Annotated in this window: 20 protein-coding genes and 1 pseudogene; 8 read left to right on the top strand and 13 right to left on the bottom strand. The window is 54.5% G+C overall.

What is annotated here, in order from left to right; translation table 11 throughout:
- Positions 1-31 precede the first annotated feature (31 nt).
- Entirely contained in the window at positions 32-475 is a 444-nt protein-coding gene (locus tag CJD38_RS15145) for an MAPEG family protein (RefSeq protein WP_161554261.1), read from the top strand.
- A gap of 100 nt (positions 476-575) precedes the next feature.
- The gene (locus tag CJD38_RS15140) at positions 576-1,286 is read left to right on the top strand and encodes a crotonase/enoyl-CoA hydratase family protein (protein WP_107941218.1); all 711 of its coding nucleotides are present in this window, start codon (positions 576-578) and stop codon (positions 1,284-1,286) included.
- A gap of 62 nt (positions 1,287-1,348) precedes the next feature.
- On the opposite strand, the gene CJD38_RS15135 is transcribed toward CJD38_RS15140, so the two are convergent.
- The 4 genes from CJD38_RS15135 to CJD38_RS15120 all read right to left on the bottom strand — a co-directional run bounded on the left by CJD38_RS15135 (position 1,349) and on the right by CJD38_RS15120 (position 6,026).
- The gene (locus CJD38_RS15135) at positions 1,349-2,614 is read right to left on the bottom strand and encodes a glycoside hydrolase family 1 protein (protein WP_107941217.1); all 1,266 of its coding nucleotides are present in this window, start codon (positions 2,612-2,614) and stop codon (positions 1,349-1,351) included.
- Positions 2,615-2,881: 267 nt separating this feature from the next.
- The gene (locus tag CJD38_RS15130; protein WP_107941216.1) at positions 2,882-3,574 is read right to left on the bottom strand and encodes an alpha/beta hydrolase; all 693 of its coding nucleotides are present in this window, start codon (positions 3,572-3,574) and stop codon (positions 2,882-2,884) included.
- Positions 3,575-3,805: 231 nt separating this feature from the next.
- Positions 3,806-5,041: a lipase family protein gene (locus tag CJD38_RS15125; protein ID WP_161554260.1), complete on the bottom strand. Its 1,236-nt coding sequence runs from the start codon at positions 5,039-5,041 to the stop codon at positions 3,806-3,808.
- 157 nt (positions 5,042-5,198) lie between these two features.
- Positions 5,199-6,026, bottom strand: coding sequence for an extracellular medium-chain-length polyhydroxyalkanoate depolymerase (locus tag CJD38_RS15120; protein ID WP_107941214.1), 828 nt, complete (start codon positions 6,024-6,026; stop codon positions 5,199-5,201).
- Between the two features lie 153 nt (positions 6,027-6,179).
- Here CJD38_RS15120 and CJD38_RS15115 point away from each other — a divergent pair, with 153 nt between their 5' ends.
- Positions 6,180-6,989 carry a helix-turn-helix domain-containing protein gene (locus CJD38_RS15115; RefSeq protein WP_107941213.1) on the top strand — a complete coding sequence of 270 codons (810 nt, stop codon included), beginning with the start codon at positions 6,180-6,182 and terminating at the stop codon, positions 6,987-6,989.
- 140 nt (positions 6,990-7,129) lie between these two features.
- Here the strand turns inward: CJD38_RS15115 and CJD38_RS15110 are convergent, their stop codons facing one another.
- The 3 genes from CJD38_RS15110 to CJD38_RS15100 form a co-directional block, all read right to left on the bottom strand.
- Positions 7,130-8,329: a CehA/McbA family metallohydrolase gene (locus CJD38_RS15110; protein WP_107941212.1), complete on the bottom strand. Its 1,200-nt coding sequence runs from the start codon at positions 8,327-8,329 to the stop codon at positions 7,130-7,132.
- 93 nt (positions 8,330-8,422) lie between these two features.
- The gene (locus CJD38_RS15105) at positions 8,423-9,649 is read right to left on the bottom strand and encodes a pyridoxal phosphate-dependent aminotransferase (protein WP_107941211.1); all 1,227 of its coding nucleotides are present in this window, start codon (positions 9,647-9,649) and stop codon (positions 8,423-8,425) included.
- Positions 9,650-9,808: 159 nt separating this feature from the next.
- Entirely contained in the window at positions 9,809-10,402 is a 594-nt protein-coding gene (locus CJD38_RS15100; RefSeq protein ID WP_107941210.1) for a TIGR00645 family protein, read from the bottom strand.
- Positions 10,403-10,706: 304 nt separating this feature from the next.
- Here CJD38_RS15100 and CJD38_RS15095 point away from each other — a divergent pair, with 304 nt between their 5' ends.
- Both CJD38_RS15095 and CJD38_RS15090 read left to right on the top strand, forming a co-directional pair.
- Positions 10,707-11,042, top strand: a complete 336-nt coding sequence (locus tag CJD38_RS15095) for a BON domain-containing protein (RefSeq protein WP_161554259.1) — start codon at positions 10,707-10,709, stop codon at positions 11,040-11,042.
- Positions 11,043-11,166: 124 nt separating this feature from the next.
- Positions 11,167-11,736: an NADPH-dependent FMN reductase gene (locus CJD38_RS15090; RefSeq protein WP_107941345.1), complete on the top strand. Its 570-nt coding sequence runs from the start codon at positions 11,167-11,169 to the stop codon at positions 11,734-11,736.
- Here the strand turns inward: CJD38_RS15090 and CJD38_RS15085 are convergent.
- Both CJD38_RS15085 and CJD38_RS15080 read right to left on the bottom strand, forming a co-directional pair.
- On the bottom strand, positions 11,733-12,617 hold the full coding sequence (locus CJD38_RS15085; RefSeq protein ID WP_107941208.1) for a pseudouridine synthase: 885 nt from the start codon (positions 12,615-12,617) through the stop codon (positions 11,733-11,735). The genes CJD38_RS15090 and CJD38_RS15085 overlap by 4 nt on opposite strands.
- Positions 12,614-13,378, bottom strand: coding sequence for a 2OG-Fe dioxygenase family protein (locus tag CJD38_RS15080; protein WP_107941207.1), 765 nt, complete (start codon positions 13,376-13,378; stop codon positions 12,614-12,616). Before CJD38_RS15080 ends, CJD38_RS15085 begins: the two co-directional genes overlap by 4 nt.
- A gap of 182 nt (positions 13,379-13,560) precedes the next feature.
- Here CJD38_RS15080 and CJD38_RS15075 point away from each other — a divergent pair, with 182 nt between their 5' ends.
- Complete coding sequence (locus tag CJD38_RS15075; RefSeq protein ID WP_161554258.1) at positions 13,561-14,004, top strand: PA2169 family four-helix-bundle protein; 444 nt, start codon at positions 13,561-13,563, stop codon at positions 14,002-14,004.
- 19 nt (positions 14,005-14,023) lie between these two features.
- On the opposite strand, the gene CJD38_RS15070 is transcribed toward CJD38_RS15075, so the two are convergent.
- The gene (locus CJD38_RS15070; protein WP_206363027.1) at positions 14,024-15,097 is read right to left on the bottom strand and encodes an oxidoreductase; all 1,074 of its coding nucleotides are present in this window, start codon (positions 15,095-15,097) and stop codon (positions 14,024-14,026) included.
- Between the two features lie 43 nt (positions 15,098-15,140).
- On the opposite strand from CJD38_RS15070, the pseudogene CJD38_RS15065 reads away from it, so the two are divergent.
- Positions 15,141-15,470: pseudogene (locus CJD38_RS15065) on the top strand (aldo/keto reductase); the annotation flags it as partial.
- Positions 15,471-15,480: 10 nt separating this feature from the next.
- Here the strand turns inward: CJD38_RS15065 and CJD38_RS18475 are convergent.
- Positions 15,481-15,648, bottom strand: a complete 168-nt coding sequence (locus CJD38_RS18475) for a hypothetical protein (protein ID WP_161554257.1) — start codon at positions 15,646-15,648, stop codon at positions 15,481-15,483.
- 144 nt (positions 15,649-15,792) lie between these two features.
- Between CJD38_RS18475 and CJD38_RS15060 the strand changes: the two genes are divergently transcribed.
- Positions 15,793-17,250, top strand: a complete 1,458-nt coding sequence (locus CJD38_RS15060; RefSeq protein WP_107941204.1) for an aminotransferase-like domain-containing protein — start codon at positions 15,793-15,795, stop codon at positions 17,248-17,250.
- Positions 17,251-17,345: 95 nt separating this feature from the next.
- Here the strand turns inward: CJD38_RS15060 and CJD38_RS15055 are convergent, their stop codons facing one another.
- Positions 17,346-17,738, bottom strand: a complete 393-nt coding sequence (locus CJD38_RS15055) for an MAPEG family protein (RefSeq protein ID WP_107941203.1) — start codon at positions 17,736-17,738, stop codon at positions 17,346-17,348.
- A gap of 71 nt (positions 17,739-17,809) precedes the next feature.
- A complete protein-coding gene (locus tag CJD38_RS15050; RefSeq protein WP_107941202.1) occupies positions 17,810-18,238 on the bottom strand; it encodes a GFA family protein in 429 nt (142 codons plus the stop codon).
- Positions 18,239-18,403: the final 165 nt, after the last annotated feature.

The following is an 18,403-nucleotide window of genomic DNA, read 5'->3' as shown; positions in this document are numbered from 1 at the left end:
ATTGATTTGATCAAGTTAAATGGAGAGCGCTATGAATAGTTTGCAGAGCAATCCGGCATTCATCGCCTATGCCATCGCTTGTTTAATACTCAGCACGAATCTGATTTTTCTGTGGGCGTTCAGCGGCGCAACACGTGGCAAAACTAAGACAGCAATCAATCCAGAAGATGCCGCCAAGTTTGGTGGCACGTTAGTCGAGTCTGATCCGCCTGAAGTGGCTCGCGTTTTGCGCGCACATACCAATGCACAAGCCAACATCTATCCGTTCCTGTTTCTTGGATTGGTATTTGTGTTGGCTGGGGGCTCCGCGTGTGTAGCCCAAATCATTTTCAGCATCTTCGTTGCCGCACGCCTCGCGCATACGTTTGTTTATCTAAAGGGTAAGCAACCTTGGCGTTCGATCTTCTTCATCATCGGTGGGCTCGCAACGATTGGGCTGATGCTGGACATCATCTGGCTGCTCATTCGAGGCTAGGCGAGCTAAAAATTAAAGTCACCATACGCCCGTATGGTGACAGCCTAAAAATGCGTTCCCTATAGTCCGCGGCATCATCTTTTCATTCCGGAGTTTTGCCATGGACACATTGGTTGCGTATGAATTCAAGGACGGCGTTGCCACCATCACGATGGATGATGGCAAGGCCAATGCACTTTCACCTGCGATGCAGTTGGAATTGAATTCGGCCTTGGATCAGGCGCGTGCAGATAAAGCGGTGGTTGTGCTGACGGGCAGAAAAGGAACCTTCTGCGCAGGCTTTGATCTGCAAACTCTGATGGCAGGCGGGCTTACCGCAGTGAAAATGCTCACAGGCGGTTTTGAAATTGCCGAGCGCTTGTTGTCGTTTCCAAAGCCCGTCGTCATCGTGAGCAACGGTCACGCATTAGCCATGGGCGTTTTTCTTCTCGCCTGCGGCGACTACGTGATCGGCGCTGATGGTGCTTACAAAATCGGCGCCAACGAAGTCGCCATTGGTTTGGTCATGCCCCGCGCTGCCGTCGAAATTTGCCGCGCACGCTTGGCGCCAGCCCATTTCAACCGCGCGATGATGACTTCAGAAATTTATCGTCCTGCGGATGCTGTCGCTGCAGGATTCATCGACCGCGTAGTGCCAGAAGCGGATGTTCTTGCAGAAGCTCATGCCTACGCCGCACGCTTGGCCAAGCTTAATATGAATGCTTATCTCGGCACCAAGACATTGGTGCGTGAGCCTTTGCATAAAGCACTGCGCGCTGCGATTGAGCAGGATCACACCTTGTTCCGTGCGATGTGCAAAGTGCCTGACTAGCTAGCGATACTTTACTATCGAGAATAAAAAGCCGGCGATTAAGCCGGCTTTTTTGTGCGCTGTTATTGCGGCAGCACTGGACGATAATCGGCTCCTACACCGTGATTGCGGATCACCTCTTTATAAGCAGGCACTGCCGCTGTCGGGATGCGCTTCAAGTCGGGATCTTTGAGTGCGTTCACTGTGTAGAGCCCGAAGCGTGGCGTATAGCTGCCCCACTCGAAATTGTCCGTCAATGACCAGACCATGTAACCGATGACGTTGACGCCGTCTGCCTTTGCGCGCTGGGTCCAGTACACCGTATCGCGGATCATGTCTTCACGCTTTGTTCCATCGGTACGTGGCGCGCCGTCTTGCGTGGACATGCCAATCTCGGCAATCAGCAGTGGTTTGTTCGGATAGCGCGTTTGCAGGATCTTGAGTGCGCGATAAAGGCCGGCAGGATCTACAGGCCAGTTCCAATGCGTTTCCACTCCGGCGCGCATGACCTTCGGGATGTCCGCTGCGTAGTAGTCGACGGCAATGACGTCACACTTGTCCGCGACCGAATCAAAGAATGTCCAGTCGAGCAGACCGTTGATTGCGCCACTGCCAAAGCGATCACCCATCCAGTAAATGTTGGAGGTAACTGTCGCGTGATTGTCGAGACGATGGATCAGATCGTAAGCTTGCCGGTGAGCGGCTGCGATGTTGTCGCGCACGTGTCCGGTATCGGTCCAATTGAGCTGACGAATATTTTTCTCGCCACCGACGCCGAACGCTGCTTCGTTAAACGTGATCCATAAGTCCACATCAGCTTGATAACGGCCAACAATTAAGTTGGTGTAGTTCAGGAAATCATTGACGGTTTGCGGATTCACCCAGCCGCCTTGATCAGCAATCCAGCCTGGGTAAACGAAATGATCGAGTGTGACTAAGGGCTTCATCCCAGCTTGCTTGATCGCAAGAATCAGATCGTCGTAATACGCCAACTCGGCTTGATCAATCTGGCCCTTGTTGGGCTCGATACGCGCCCAATTTATTCCGAGACGGAAAGTGTTGACGCCCAAGTCGCGTGCGAGAGCGACGTCTTCTCGATAGCGATGACGAAAGTCGATCGCCTTGCCGTAACGATCCTGCGTCGGCTGAGACGCGTTCCAGCGACTCCAGTTGCTGTCGACTTCTCCGCCTTCGCTTTGATACGCAGAAGACGACACGCCCCAAATAAAGTCCGCAGGCAAAGCTTCCGCTGCAACGACAGGAATCTTTGCCGGCTGCTTGAAAGACCAAGCAAGCCATGCGAACAGGCACAGAATCAGTACGACAAATACTTTAAAGAAGGTTCGCATTTATGCCTCTTATCAAAAGCCTTACATCAAGCAGGATCGAGGGTGCGTACATGTCCCTGAGCGTGGAATCCAACTAAAAAATTCCAATAAAATGATAATACACTAAGTATTATTTGGTATGAGTGAATCGAACAGGGGCCGAGATCGCACGTTCGTAAGTGCTAGGTCTGGCGCTGCCCACAAAAAAGCCGGCTTGCGGCCGGCTTTTTTGTGGATGTCGTTATTAGCGTCGATACGCCAACGCGCCAGTGAATCTGCTGCGGCGACTTAACTTGCTTGACTGGCGGCCTCCACGATTAGTGCAGTCACCTCGTCGGACTTCGAAGCCAGCGACGCGTGGCCTGTGGTCAGCGTAATAACCTTACGAGGGTTCATTCTGGCCGACATCATTTTCTGATTTTCAGGATTGATCATTCGATCCTCGCTGGAAATCTGATACCAACAAGGCTTCTTCTTCCAGGCAGGCGCTGAGACGTTGTTGCCAAATGTCGTCGCCAATGGCGCTTTCTGCGTTATCGCCATCACTAGCGCCTCGTCTGGCTCCAGATCTTGGCAGAAGCTTTCTCGATATTTATCGTTCTTGATCCAGAGATAGCCGTCGCTGTCGGGGATAACATTGGCGATTGCGGCCGGTGGATTGCCTTGGGTAATACCGCCGGGGCTCTCGCCGGCGTCTGGAGCGAAGGCCGCGATGTAGACGAGACCAATCACGTTGGGCATATCGCCTACTTCACTGATCACGGCGCCGCCGTAGGAATGTCCGACTAACAGCACTGGCCCGGATTGCTGTGCCACCATCTTGCGCGTTCTCTCGGCATCGTCAGCCAGTGAGCTCAGTGGCAACTCAACAGCGCGTAGCTTGGTGTATCCCCTGTGTGATAGCGCGATGATCACCTTGCTCCAGTGTGCAGCACCACCCCAGAAGCCGTGTACGAGGACGATTGTAGGTTTCTCACTCATGAGTCAACTCTCCTGTTCAAGAAAATTCCCGCAAAAAAGCGGGGTTCGAAGCACTACGATTGATGGAATAAACATTGAGTCAGCCCAATGGGCAAGTGCACATCTAGCGAACCACTGGAATAGATCGAAGCAATAAGAAACGGATTGGTGAATGTAGCTTTTAAGGCGCGCTTACTGCCGTTTGCTACTCTAGTAGTCACAATTACTTTCACTCCCGCGCGGGTAATTTTCTTAATTACAGGTTGTCGTTGTCGGCGGTGTAACCGTTGGCGTGCCAGTGAATCTGCTCGTTAAATACGCGATTGCCAATGGTGCTGTCGTAACTTCGAACAGCAGGTGTTCGCCCGTAACGCCTTGGTAATAAGCCACATGACTGCCCGCAGCGCACCACGCTTTTACGAGTGCAACTGCTCCTGCGACAGGAATAAGTTCATCTATTGTTGAGTGATAAACGAATGTATCGGCGATAGGGCTGTTCCCAGCTAATGGCAAAGTAATTAACGGACTCGTGGCCAATACATTCGGCGCATTTAATGGATCAGGCGTGGTCGTGTAATCCGCTAAGTGACCTGATGGAGCACTTGATCCGTCAGATGTATCGCCTACGCATCCGTCCTTTAAAGACTCGAATGCAGCGCGTCCCTTATCGTTAAGAATGGGCGTGACCAGATTCGGGTAACTGCGGTTAATCCCTTCGATGGCGGAAAGAATCAGCGGGAAGAAAAGTGCATTGGTAGCAGGGCTCTCGTCGAGATTTTTTGCAATGCCAAGTACATCTGCTGGTGTGCCGCCACTTGCGACGGCAACGATATTAATTTCGGGCGCATAAGCTTTTTGAAGTGACGCTGCCCACGCAGTTGCGATAGCACCGCCAGAATATCCCCACATGCCAACCTGTGTATTTGAAGATAGCCCGAGTGGTTGAAAGCTCAATGCGGCTCTGATGCTATCTAGCGTAATTTGTCCTGCAAGACGGCCAGCGCCGTAGGCGGAATACGGGCCTTCGTGATCGGGATACACCACGGTCCAACCTGCAGCGAGGCCAAGCAAGGGTTGAGTACTTTCGAGCTGACTGACGGAGTTGGCAGTGCTGCCTGTTAGCGTATGCGAAGGCGCGCAATGACTGCCAAGGCTATCTTCTGCATATTGAAACGCGAGTAGAGGCGACGGACCAGTTCCAGCGACTGTGGGTTTAACTACGGTCGCAATTGCTGCGATCGATTTTCCGTTGACGTCGCGAGATATGAATTGTAGCTGCCATGCGGCATTGCTCATCGGAACGCTACCCACTGGAGCGAACGTGACAGCACGCGATTTTAGAATTGTGCCGAGAGCAAGTTTCGGCATCGGGTTTGGCTGCGCATAAAACTCGTCAGCATCTGGTTTTGGCGCAAACGGAACGGCATTCGTAGCTGTTACTTCTGACGATTCTTCGCCACATGCAGAAAGTACTGCAGTCGAAAGCACACAAGCGCAAATCAGTATTTGAGTAAATGCAGTTCTCTGCAATGCCCTGAAGTCCATAAATCTCTTCTCCCTAGAACGATCTAAATGTCGTTTGCCTGAAACAAAAATGAAGAACCCGCGCGCAGCTGAGTGCTGCGCGCGGGCGATACGCAATCACTTAGTGATGATTAAACCACTCAACAATTTCGGACGGTGCCTGTGGCAGGTACTCGTGCGACAGACCCGGTGCAATCACCTTCTTGGTGTCGATGCCTTGTGATTGAAGCTGGTTGTAGTAGGCCTCCATCGTATTGACCGGCACGGTGTTGTCGTCGCTGCCGTGCAGGAACAGTGTTGCTGGATGATTTGCGGGCAGCGTGGACGGTATCGTGCACATGAAACCGAGGCAGCTTGCGTACGAACCCGATTGAACGGCTAGTGCGCGGAAGCGACCCTGAAAACTCACTGCCATACGTGAGGTGTTGTAGCCGCCGCTAGACATGCCGGTGGCATACAAGCGACTGCCATTGATCGGCCCGTACTGACCCGACACTACGCCATTGAAGACTTTGTTCAAGAAGCCATAGTCATCAGTCGTCGTGTACGGCTGGGCCGTGTCCATGCCTGGCTGGTTGGTATCCCAGTACTGAAAGCCACGCAAATAGTTTGTCGGTGGCTCGACTACTGCGTAACCAGCGTCTAGCAGCGCAGCAATCGTTTCTACCTGATGATAGGCGCCAGCTGGGGTGTAATCCGGAATGCTCCAGAAAATCGGGAACACGCTGGGTTGGAACAACAGCACAGCAGGCCAGCCACCGATCGGCGGAGTGCCAGCCGGAACCTGATAGCGCACCGTGCGCGGGATGCCATAGGACGAAGTAACAACTTTAGATTTATAGGGGCAGCTCAGCGTGTGCGAGGTACCAGTGACGGTATCTGTGCAAACGCCGGCTTGAGCATTGGCGGTGGTTAAAGCCAGCGCAGCTACGAAAAGGAAACGACGCATATGAACTCCTCTTATTTTGTTTTACAAACTCAGCGTTGTTGCTGATGACTGGCGACTCTACGTAGCGCAATCTGTATGCACTTGGACGTAACGGCTATTCCATTTGGATGAAAAGGCTATTCTTCGCATTCCAAGGAGAGGAGAACTAAAGCAGTGAGCGAGGGGCAATCAGTATTTCCAGTAGGGCTCAAGGCCTACTACGGCCGCCGCCGTTTCTTGCTGCTGACCCAGACTTACCTGATGGATCGCGTCGCCAATCCTTATCGGAGGCTTTCGGCGACTCTGCTGATCGCTTGCAACAAGCCGCTCCGTCTCGAAGCCGGTGACGAAGCCCCGATTGAAACGCGCGCAGTTTTGATTGCGCCTAATGTTTTGCGTCGACGCACCATCGCTTTGAATAGCGACCTCGTCATTTTCGATATCCCAGTCGGCTCGCCGGAATACACCGCACTAGAGTCGACGCTTGAATCAAGAAAAATCCTGCCTTTGGATTTCGAGCGCTTCGCTCCGCTGGAATCGCTGATCAAGCGCGCGGCGCAAGACACACTCAATAGCGAAGAAGTGGATCAGCTATTCAAATCAGCCGTGCTCGCAGCCTGCGGACGTGAGCCCGTCGCGCGCGAGTTGGATCCGCGCATCGAGAAAGCGATGGCGCTGATTGAGGATCTGCCGTTCAACGAAGTCACGCTGGAATTATTGAGTGAGCGTTTGCATGTGTCGCCCTCGCGTCTGCGGCATCTTTTCAAAGAGCAGACGGGTTGTAACCTAAGCCACTACGCGCGCTGGGTCGCGGTATGGCGCGCCACTCATTTGTGGAAGCAAGGCAAGCCACTGACCGATATCGCGCATGAAGTGGGCTTTTACGATCTTGCCCATCTCGGGCGTGCCTTCAACGAAGTTTTTGGCTGGAATCCGTCAGCAGTGATCGATCCAGCCGTTATCACGCTTATTCGTTGTTCCTGAAATTTTTCTCAGGCTAATTCGGCGGTTGGGCGTCTCAGGCAGCGCGGTGTTGCGGGAGCGCTGCTCAAGCGCATCAAGCTGGCAAAAAAATGCCCCGACTTTGGTCGGGGCATTGCTTGCGGGGAGAGGGTCAGTTGAGATCAGAACGATGGATCGAAGTTGAAGTAGATCGGCGAACTGAGCCCCACCATGTTGCCACTCAGCAAGGCTGAAGCCGGTACCTGTGGATAGGGCGTGATCGTCCCCGTTACCTCCACGCGATAGTAGCTGCGACTGCCAGCTGCAGGCGTGTCGGTGAACGATGCGACTGGCGGGAAGCCGCTGGCGGTATAGGTGCCTAACTCTGCGCCGTCCTTGATGACTTTCACCTGGTAGGGCAGTGGCAGGTTGGCGTTGCCGAGTAACACGCGGAACCGGACAGGCAGACCGCGACCAGCAAGGTTGTCGCCCATCATGCCGTCCGGAGTGTCATCACCATCGAGATCGGCGGTGAACTCCACGCGCGGGCTGAAAGGGTTGGCGCTGACCGAGCTGCGACCGGCCTTGAGTGCGGCAAACACTGCTTCTGAGTTGTGCGAGCTGCCATATACCCAGGTCGTGGGGGTCCCAACGTTGTTGCCGCCTGCTTGCACGTTGTTGGGATCGAGTTCTGCGTCGGGAGAGTCAGGATAGCCATGGTGGGAATCGCTGCCCCCATTGGCCGCGATGCGGCGACCGGACTTCAGCATGTCGTCCCAGACCGTCAGTGCGGTGGTATTGCTGGACCAGATCGCCGAGCTCCACACTTCCATGGAGTCGACCAGATCATAGGAGAAGCCAAAGTGGTCAGCCGCCATTGGGTGGTTTGCGGCGACGAAGATTCCCAGCGCCTTCTTGGTGGCAATCACCTTGGCATCACGAGCATCGCGCACATCGTAGAAGCGCTTGTGATCGTAAGGCCGCGCCGACATTGCGGTGCCGTGGCCTCGTTGCGTGGTCCACTCGGCGCCATAGAGCAGCAGAACGGAGTCGGAGCGAAACTCAGGGTCGGCCCAAGTGTGTGAGGCAACATCGCCGTCGACATGGTTGTCGTGATCGGAAATCAACAGATAGTCCATTCCCACGGTTTCGGCTAGCGCCACGATTTTGGCCACCGGGTTGTTGGTGGAATCGTTGCTGTGCCGCGAGTGAACGTGCAAGTCGCCCTTCATCCAAATGCCTTTTGTGAGGCTCGCGGGCGGCTCTGACGGAACGGTCCCCGGCGACGGCGTGTGGGTCTCTTCTTGTCTGGACTGTTCGCTTCGGCCACAGGCACAAAGCGTGAGGAAGAACAGAAGCGCAGCGTGGCGAACATTGATCATGAGATGCCGGATGGTGATTATTGATGCGAATTAACAAGCCGAGGCAAGCTTGCGACTATAAAAAAGCCGGCCACGTGGCCGGCTTTTTATACGCTACTTGGCGTGACGATTCCGATAACCTTCCAAGAACTTTGCAATACGTCCGATCGCTTCGCGCAGATCATCTTCGTGTGGCAGAAACACGATTCGGAAATGATCCGGTGCGGTCCAATTGAAACCGGTGCCTTGCACCAGCATCACTTTTGTTTCTTTCAGCACTTCCAAGAAAAACTGGCGATCATCTTTGATCGGATAAATTTCTGGATCAAGCTTGGGGAACATATACAGCGCCGCTTGTGGCTTGACGCAGCTGATGCCGGGAATCGCGGTGATGAGTTCGTAAGCCAGATCACGTTGACGACGCAGGCGGCCGCCTTCGCCGACGAGATCGTTGATGCTTTGATATCCGCCGAGTGCGGTCTGCACAGCCCACTGGCCCGGTACGTTGGGGCAGAGGCGCATGTTCGAGAGCATGTTCAAGCCTTCGATGTAATCGCGTGCGGCGGATTTGTCGCCGGACACAATCATCCAGCCTGCGCGATAGCCGCATGAGCGATAGCTTTTCGACAGCGAGTTGAACGTCAGCGTGAGTACGTCTGTTGAGAGACTCGCAATCGCGGTGTGTTTAACGCCGTCGTACAGAACCTTGTCGTAGACCTCGTCGGCCAACAGCACTAGGCCGTGTTCGCGTGCAATCGCGATGAGGCCCAACAACAATTCATCCGAATACAGTGCGCCTGTCGGATTGTTGGGGTTGATCACCACGATGCCTTTGGTGTTCGGCGTGACCTTGGCGCGGATGTCTGCAAGATCAGGCATCCAGCCATTGTTCTCATCGCAGAGATAATGCACGGGCTTGCCGCCTGCGAGGCTGGCGGATGCGGTCCACAGTGGATAGTCAGGCATCGGCACGAGCAGTTCGTCGCCGTCGTTGAGCAGCGCATTCGCCGCCATCACGATCAACTCGCTGGCGCCGTTGCCCAGATAAATATCGTCTAGCGTGACGCCCGCAATGTTTTGCTTTTGGCTTTCATGCATCACGGCTTTGCGTGCTGCGAAAACGCCTTTGCTATCGGAATAACCTGCCGACGTCGGCAGATTGCGAATCATGTCTTGCTGAATTTCTTCAGGCGCATCGAAACCGAACGCGGCCAAGTTGCCGATGTTCAGCTTGATGATCTTTTGGCCTTCGTCCTCCATTTTCTTGGCGGCGTCCGTGATGGGTCCACGGATGTCGTAGAGAACATTGGCCAGCTTGTTGGACTTCTTGATGGTTTTCACGGGCCCTCCGAAGGGCGCTTTAACAGGGCAAAACCTAAAATGAAGGTGCCCGAATCTGGCTAATTATATGCGGCTCATCGCCGTAGGCATCTAGAGAATGGCACCGAAAAACACGAAAGCCGGCTTGATGGCCGGCTTTCTTTAACGCATGACCGGGAATTAGTGAGCAGGTTTGCCGTGTGCCGCGGTCGCGAGCATCAGGCGATCCGTCCACGCAATGCCGATGGCCGAAGCAATAAAGGCCATGTGAATGATGGTCTGCCACATCACGCCAGCTTCGGTGGTGGTGCTGCAAGCGACTCTGGCGGCAGCGGTGGCGCATGGAGGCAACGCGCCGAGTGAGCCTGCTTCGATGAAGGTCTTGAGCAGATGGATGGAGGAGATGCCGATGATCGCCATCGCCAGTTTTACCTTCAACACGGAGGCATTCACGTGGCTCAACCATTCGGGTTGATCCGGGTGATTCTCCAAGCGTAGGCGCGAAACGAAAGTCTCGTAACCGCCGACGATAACCATCATCAGCAGGTTGGAAATCATCACTACGTCGATCAGCGCGAGAACGATCAGCATCACTTGCTGCTCGTTGAGTTCAAACGCGCCATGAATCAGGTGCGACAGTTCTTTAACGAACAGCACCACATAAACGCCCTGCGCAATGATCAGGCCGAGATACAACGGCAGCTGCAACCAGCGGGATGAAAAGATCAGAGTGGGGAGTGGGGACAGCGCGCGCGTTGGTGCGTCGGACTTCATGGGGATTCCAGAACGATGAGATATGGAGAAACTGTGGGACGTAAAGATTTTATCAAGACGCAGGGTAGACCAGTGTCTAGCTGGAAAGTGCCGCTATAAATAAATCGATGAAAATTGTTTTTATATATTGAATTTAAATTCATAACAATACAAATATAAACGTCGTGTGCGTTCAACTGAATGTATGTGGCATCTGTTGCGGCATCGGCCGCGTAACTACATGAGACGGCAACACTGCTTCGTGTTGTCGCGCGGAGGCGCGCTGTTGAGCGCTCCCGGCTTCATCTCAACAGGAGAACAAATTATGTCGATCAAGTTCATCCATCGCAGTGTCGCCGCCACGCTGGGCGTCACTCTCATGCTCACAGCGTTTGCAGTGCCAGCTGCTCAAGTAGCGGTTGCCAGTGTTTCGGCAGCGCAGCCTGATGATGCAGCAATCAGTCAGCAGATCGCTGCTGTAATTTCCGCGGATCAGCGCATCCGCGGCACTCGTCTTGAAGTGTCGACTTCGCGTGGCATCGTGAGTCTGAGTGGTCGTGTTGAAACCGTTGCCATGATCTATCGAACGATAGAACTGGCACGTCGCGTCAATGGTGTACGAGCCGTCAACGACGATGGCCTTATTCAAGCGAGTTACTAACGCTTGAATCAACGTGGGCACGCAACGGCGCGTTGCCTGCGTTGAGTATTGGCGGTCTGTCGAGCTACTCTGAGGTGAGTGCACGCGATATCAAGCGAGCACGAACCCCCACAGGAGTATGTTCATGAGCACGACTCGCACCGTTGCCGTTATCGTCGGCAGCCTTCGCAAAGAATCCTTCAACCGCAAGATCGCGCATGCGCTGGCCGCAGTTGCGCCATCAACGCTTAAGTTCGAGATCGTCGAAATCGGTGATCTGCCTTTTTACAACCAAGATCTTGAAGGCGGAGAAATCACGCCGCCTGCAGCGTGGACTGCATTTCGCAAGCAGGTGAAAGCTGCGGATGCCGTGTTGTTCGTAACGCCGGAATACAACCGCTCAGTGCCTGCTGCGCTGAAGAATGCAATTGATGTGGGCTCACGCCCCTATGGTCAGAGCGCTTGGAGTGGCAAGCCTTGCGGAGTAATCAGTTCGTCGATTGGCGCGGTCGGTGGCTTTGGTGCCAACCATCACCTGCGTCAGTCGCTGGTGTTTTTGGATATGCCCGTTTTGCAGCAGCCAGAAGCTTATATCGGTGCTGCCGATAAATTGTTTGGCGCTGATGGCAAGCTCAATAACGAAGGCACCGCGAGTTTCTTGAAGAAATACGCGGATGCATTTGCGGCTTGGGTTGAGACGAACGCCAAGGGTTAAAGGCTTCTGCGACTCTCAAAGCGGCGATGCTGGCCCGTAATCGGATCATCAAATTCGATTGCGCGTGCCAGCAGTTTTAATGGACGAGAGAAATCGTCTTCTGCCTCTTCGCGCAGCGTCGGATAAAAATCATCGTTGACGATTGCTGCGCCGAGCGCGGCCAGATGTACGCGGAGTTGATGCTTGCGTCCGGTGATGGGCCGTAAGCCATAAAGGCTTAAAGCACCGCGCGTGGCGATCACGTCGATATGCGTTTCGCTGTTTGCGGCGGCATCCATTTCACACATGCGAAAGAACGGCTCGCCTTCGCCAATGTGACTGTGACGCGTCAGCGGAAATTTCACGTCGGGCAGTGCAGGCGCGAGTGCCTCGTAAAACTTTTCCACTTCGCGTCGCGGAAACAGCGTTTGATACGCGCCGCGCGTTTGTGGATTTTTTGAAAAAACCACAACGCCTGCGGTGCCGCGATCAATGCGATGCAGCGGCACCAAATGGTCCAAACCGAATTCACGCTTGAGTCGCACGAGCAGTGTTTGCTGTAAGAACCGACCCGCAGGCATCACCGGCAAAAAGTGTGGCTTGTCCGCGACGAGCAAGTGCTCATCCTGATAAAGCACTTCGGCTTGAAAAGGGATGGCCGTTTCTTCTGCAAGCTCGCGGTAGTAGTGCACGTTGAGGCCTTCAACGTAGACGCTATTCGTAGCAATCGGTGCGCCATCATCGCCGACAACTAAGCCACGTTCAAAGCGTGACCACCATTCGGCGAGACTGATTTCAGGAAAGCGCGCTTCAAGAAATTCCAGCACGGTTGTCCACGGCCCGCGTGGCAATTGAACGCTGCTGGCACCGACGCCGTCGCGCAGCGGCAGAGACGATTTCACTGGCGACGGAAGGTGACGACGAGGACGTCGCGATGTGCAGGCTGTGCTGCGTCCAGCGGTTCAACTGCCGTCACGCCATGAAACACGCGCGCATCATCAATCAGCGTGGCGTCGAAAGCATGAGTGAGCGTGAAGCTGCCGAGGCTGCTGCCATCGGGTGCGTGAATCGTTGTCGTGCCGCTGGCGATGTTGTGACGGCGCACGAGCAGCACGAGCACGTAGTCAACGCCATCGCGATGCATGCCTTCTGGTGTTGGTAAGCCCTGCATATCGGCGCGTGCCTCAATGCGGAACTGATGTGTCTCGACGTGCCAGCTTTTTACTTGTGGTGCGAGCGCGCCAAAAACTGCGCTGCAAAATCGCAAGATCGCATGAAGACTGCTACTCGCGCCGATGCTTTCTTGTACGGGTTCAAACCAGCGTTCAACGCCGCCATTGAGCGTGTTGTAGTCGCGGCTCTGATAGTGCGGCTGATGCGGCTGACGTTCGATGCGGCCATCCGCGCTAATCGCAAACACGGCGTGTCGACGACGACGATAGCGCCCGCCATCGGCCATGTAAGTGTCGACCGGCATGTCGCCCCAACTGGCGGCAAAGGCATACCAATCGCCAAGACTGCCTTGCGCTTCCAGTAAAGGCTGCAACTGCGTCGCGCGCAAAAAGGTGTGGCCGTCGCGCAGCAGTTCGCCGCGCCAGTCTTGGGCTTTTGAGGTTTTGGTGGTGGCAGGCGTGTCGTTCAAGGGGCGGGATGATCGGGCCATGGGCCGGGCCGGTCAAGGTTGTACCGTTGGTCAGCCCGGCTTTGACTGCCTTGGGGATCGCGCTAGGCTCAAATCAGCCGTCCTGCGCTGTCGCAACGTGATCCGCAGGTTACTCGCGGGTTGTGGCGTTTCGTGGCTTGCGTCAGGTGCGGTCCGGCTTGGCACAAATGAGGAGTAATGCCATGAACAATCTCGACACCATCACGATGCTTAACCGTCTGATTGTTGTTTCTAAGGACGGCGAGAGCAGCTTACGTGCAGCGGCAGAAGAGGCTTATCACCCGGTGCTTAAAAATTCCTTGATGTCTTACTCGCGCTTTTTTGGCGAGGCGGCCACCGAGTTGCAACATGCTGTGAAAGATCTGGGTGGCGCTCCGAAGGCTCTCGGCACATTCGCCAATACTTTGCATCGCACTTGGTTGCATCTGCGTTCAAGCGCGCAAGGGCATAACGAAGACGTGTTGCTCGATGAAATTGCCGAAGACGAGCGCATCGCTGCCGAAAGTTTGGCTCGCGCTGTTCGCGAAGACACGCCGCCGCAGATTCACGAATTGTTAGAGCGTCACTATGAAGGTGTGCTCAAGCACTACGGCGAGATACGCGAGATTCGTCAGCAGTTGCACTAGCGGTTTCGAAAAAAGCCTTTTACCGGGCTTTTTTCTTTTTCAAAACTGCTTTCTTTTTCACCGCAGCCTTCTTTTTCACGGCAGGTTTCTTCTTCGCGACCGCTGCTTTCTTAAAAGCTTTCTTCTTCACTGCAGGCTTCTTCTTTGCCGCGATAGAGACTGGGCCAAGAAACGTCACGCCAGTAAGTTTCTCGGAAAGCGCCCACAGCTTTTCGGTTTGCTTAGGATCGCGCGCCGCAGGGCGCGCAGCGACATTAGTGGGATGTCCACGAAACTGCATGAACCAACCATCGGGGCCAATGTAATCGCCCGGCTGCACGTGCTGAACGGTTGCCGCATACAGCGAAGGCAGCGCGCCCATGTCTGCAGGCTGCGCGAAGAATCGATTGCCCGCATTCATCGCCAGACGTTTCAATCGCGGCGTTTTTTCTTTGGTGCCGAAACCAATATTCGTCGCTGAATAGCCTGGATGCGCGGCAACCGCCATTGCTGAACTGCCGCGCTTTTGCAGGCGACGATCAAGTTCGTAATGGAACATCAGATTGGCCAGCTTGCTCTTACCGTAAGCGTCGGCCTTGTTGTAGCTGCGACGCTCCCAGTTGAGATCACTCAGATCAAGACCCTTGGTGAATTTGTGCGCGATGCTGGCGACGCTGACGATGCGTGAGTTCGGCGTTGCATCGAGCAGATCGAACAACAAGCCGGTTAATGCAAAGTGGCCAAGATGATTGGTGCCCATCTGCATCTCAAAACCATCACGCGTTTTTTGAAACGGCAGATGCATTACGCCTGCGTTATTGCAGAGGATGTCGAGCTTCTTAAACTTGCGTTTGAATGCTGCCGCAAACTTGCGGACCGATGCGAGGTCAGCAAGATCCAAAGCCATCGTGATGACTTTTGCTTTCGGTGCGCGACGCTGCACATCAGTCAACGCATCTTCGGCGCGCTTCGGATCGCGACAAGCCATCACCACCGTTGCACCTGCTGCTGCGAGACCGGCAGAAGTTTCGAGGCCGAGACCGCTATTGGCGCCGGTCACGATGGCGATTTTGCCTTTCAAAGAGGGAATGTCTTTAGGAGACCACTTGGCCATGTTGCGCTCGGTGTTTGGAACCAATTTGTATTGTGCCGCGTGAAGTGCGGCCCTGTCTGCCACCGGCGGCCCGATTGTTGAAGACGAGTATTTGTACAAAGTCATCGACGCGATTGAGCAAGTCGCGCTGGACGTGAACAAGACGGTTCCGCAGGTTGCGCTCAACTGGCTGCTGCAACGTCCGACGGTGAGCAACATCGTGATCGGCGCGCGCAACGAAGAGCAGTTCAGGCAAAATCTTGGCGCGCTCGGTTGGAATCTGACGAAAGAACAGGTCGCCAGACTCGACGCGGCTAGTCAGCAAAGGCCGATCTATCCCTACTGGCATCAGCGCGATTTTGAAGAGCGCAATCCCAAGCCAACGCATTGGTAGCGAACTGACATTAGCCCGCGAGCAACGCGCGGGCGATGTAGTAGAGGCCGACAAAAATGCTGAGCACGACCACCGCGAACTGGCCGTGCTCCAGCATGCTGGGCTTACGGCTTGCGGGCGCTGCAGGCCGGTCGGCGGTTAGCGGGGTGGGCTGGTTCTGGTAGGTCTGCGAGGTCATGGCTTTACTCCATCATTGGAGCGCTTATTTTGCGGATCGCTCTGATAAATAACAGATACACAAAATTGAATTTACACAAGCACAGATAGAGTACAGAATGGCTTTAAATCCCCTTATTCAGGGTATCAGCCATGAGTTTCTGCCATGTTTGAGTCAAATACAGATACAGAATCCGTCGACCCACAGGGCGCGCGCTATGTTGCTTTGGCGCAGGGCCTGCAGACCCGAATCGCGGTTGGCGAGCTGAGGCCGGGTGACCGCGTTCCTTCTGTACGTGAGCTGGGTGCGCAAAGTGGTTACAGCGTCACCACCGTTCTTCGCGCCTATGAACATCTGGAACTGCTGGGTTTGGTTGAATCACGGCCGCGCTCGGGATATTTCGTTCGCGCGGTACCCGCCGCTGTGCGCACCTTGCCGCAAACCATTCACTCTTCGCCGCAATTACAGCCGAGTCTGATCTCTGCCGATTTGGTGTCATCCGTGCTCGACACCGTTTCGCAGCCAGGTCTGTTGCAGCTTAGTCACGCGACGACGGCACCGGAGTTGATGCCGGTCGCGGCGCTGAATCGCATCGCGCGCAATCTGATTAAAGAGCAGCCCGAACAGTCGCTGTCTTACATGATGTCACCCGGGCTTGAACGACTGCGTCAGCAAATCGCAGGACGACTCAGCGCTTGCGGCGTGCCTGCAGTTGCAGACGATGTGGTGATTACCACTGGCGCGCTCGAAGCGATTCATCTTTGTATTCGCATGCTGACGCGACCCGGCGATACCTTGCTGATGGAATCGCCGACCTATTACTGCCTGCTGCAAATCGCTGAAGAATGCGGCCTGCGCGTGGTCGAGCTGCCGAATGATCCCGTGCACGGGATTGATCCCGATGACGTGCGTCGCGCGATCCAACGACATCGCATCAGCGCCGCGCTATTCGTACAGAACTTCAATAATCCAACAGGCAGCGTGATGCCGGACGCAGCCAAGCGTGAAGTGGTGAGTCTGCTCAATGCTGCAGAGATTCCGCTGATTGAAGATGACATCTATGGCGAGATTGGATTCTCTGGCGTTCGCGCGACTCCGTTCAAAGCTTTCGATGAAGATGATCGCGTTCTGCATTGCGGATCTTTCAGCAAAACTTTGTCGCCAGGCCTGCGCGTGGGTTGGGTGCTCAGCCGACGTCATCACCGCGAATTGAGCCGAAGAAAATTCACCACGTCTTGCGCCACCGCATCATTACCGCAGCTTATCGTCAGTCGCTATCTCGAAACGGGCGGCTACGAACGTCATCTGCGAAAGCTGAGATCAGAACTTGCACGTTCGGTAGCGCGTATCTCTGATGCAGTGCTGCGCGAGTTTCCTGTCGGCACCAGCGTGGCGCGACCGCAAGGCGGCTTTGTTCTGTGGATCGAATTGCCCAAGCAGATTGATGCGATGGAGATGTTCCGGCGTGCGGCGCAGCAAGGTATCGCGATCAGTCCGGGGATTTTGTATTCAGCGGATGGCCGTTATCACCATCACATTCGCTTGAACTGCGCGGTGTCGTGGACGCCTGCGTTGGAACAGGCCTTGCGCACACTCGGAAAGTTGGCCGCCGCATTATTGTAGGGTGGGTAGAGCGCAGCGAAACCCACCGTCTTTGATGCGCGAACAACGGTGGGTTTCGCTGCGCTCTACCCACCCTACGAGTGACGGCCCACGGGTTAATTAAATAGCTGCACCAAAATCATCGCGCCACCGACCCAGGCCGTAAACCAAGCAGCACTACGAAGATAAGGAACGCCCGCGGTGTAAATCGCCAGATAAGCCACGCGAGCCCAGAAGAAAATCGTTGCGCCGAGCGCAGTCGTTTCATTGGCTTTACCAGACACGTGCGCCACCAAAACCAAAATCGCAAACGCGGCGATGTTCTCAATCATGTTTCGATGCGCTTGCTCTGCACGTGCAGTCCACGCAGGAATACTCAACGTTTTATCGCGATTGCCTACGGACCATGAATAGCCGCCGGGCACTGAAAAGCGACCAATGGCATACACAACGGGATTTGATAAACACAGCAACGCGGTTGCAACCAGCATCCATAAATCAGTGGTCATCTTTAATCTCCAAAAAATTTGATGCGCAGAGCATCCTACATTGATTGATTGGAGATTAAAGGGACCTGTGATTATTCTGCTATTGCTACTCCGGAGCCACCTAGTTCTTTGGGGAAATCCTTCAACTTCGGCAAGCCGTCTTTGATGTGCAATCGAGTTTCTTGATAGTTCACATGCACGCCAGCTGCATAGGGGAAATCTGGAATCACAGCGGCGTAAACATCCGTAAGACCCATGCCTGGATGTTCGGTAAAGATGTGGCCGCCGCAGGTTTTGCACCATTTGCGATAGCTGTTCTCGGTCTTGTTGTAGCTGCCGATGTTGTCAGCACCCTTGGTAATTTTTACCGCTTCAGGCTTCCAAAGCGTGAAGGCGTTTACCGGGCCTGCGGACCAACTTCTACACGATTCGCAGTGGCAGTAGCCCATGCCTTCGGGCGCGCCAGTGACCGTGAATTGCACAGCGCCGCAAAAGCAGCTGCCTTGATATGTCTTGCTCATGAGTGGTCTCCATAAACAGCGTTCTCAAATGCGATATGCATTTGAGTGGACGGTCGATGTCCCGCTGTAGAAGGGTGCGGGTTTACAGCAAGTGCTGCAGTGAGTTTGTTTTAACGTTCTGCCAGCAGTCTATGCTTAAGTGCTGAGCCGTCAATGTAGATGCAC

Origin of the sequence: Stenotrophobium rhamnosiphilum (genome assembly GCF_003052265.1) — a bacterium.
In the GTDB taxonomy this organism is placed as follows: domain Bacteria; phylum Pseudomonadota; class Gammaproteobacteria; order Nevskiales; family Nevskiaceae; genus Stenotrophobium; species Stenotrophobium rhamnosiphilum.
Note: the sequence above shows the minus strand (reverse complement) of the source record. Positions and strands in the feature narration are given on the sequence as shown.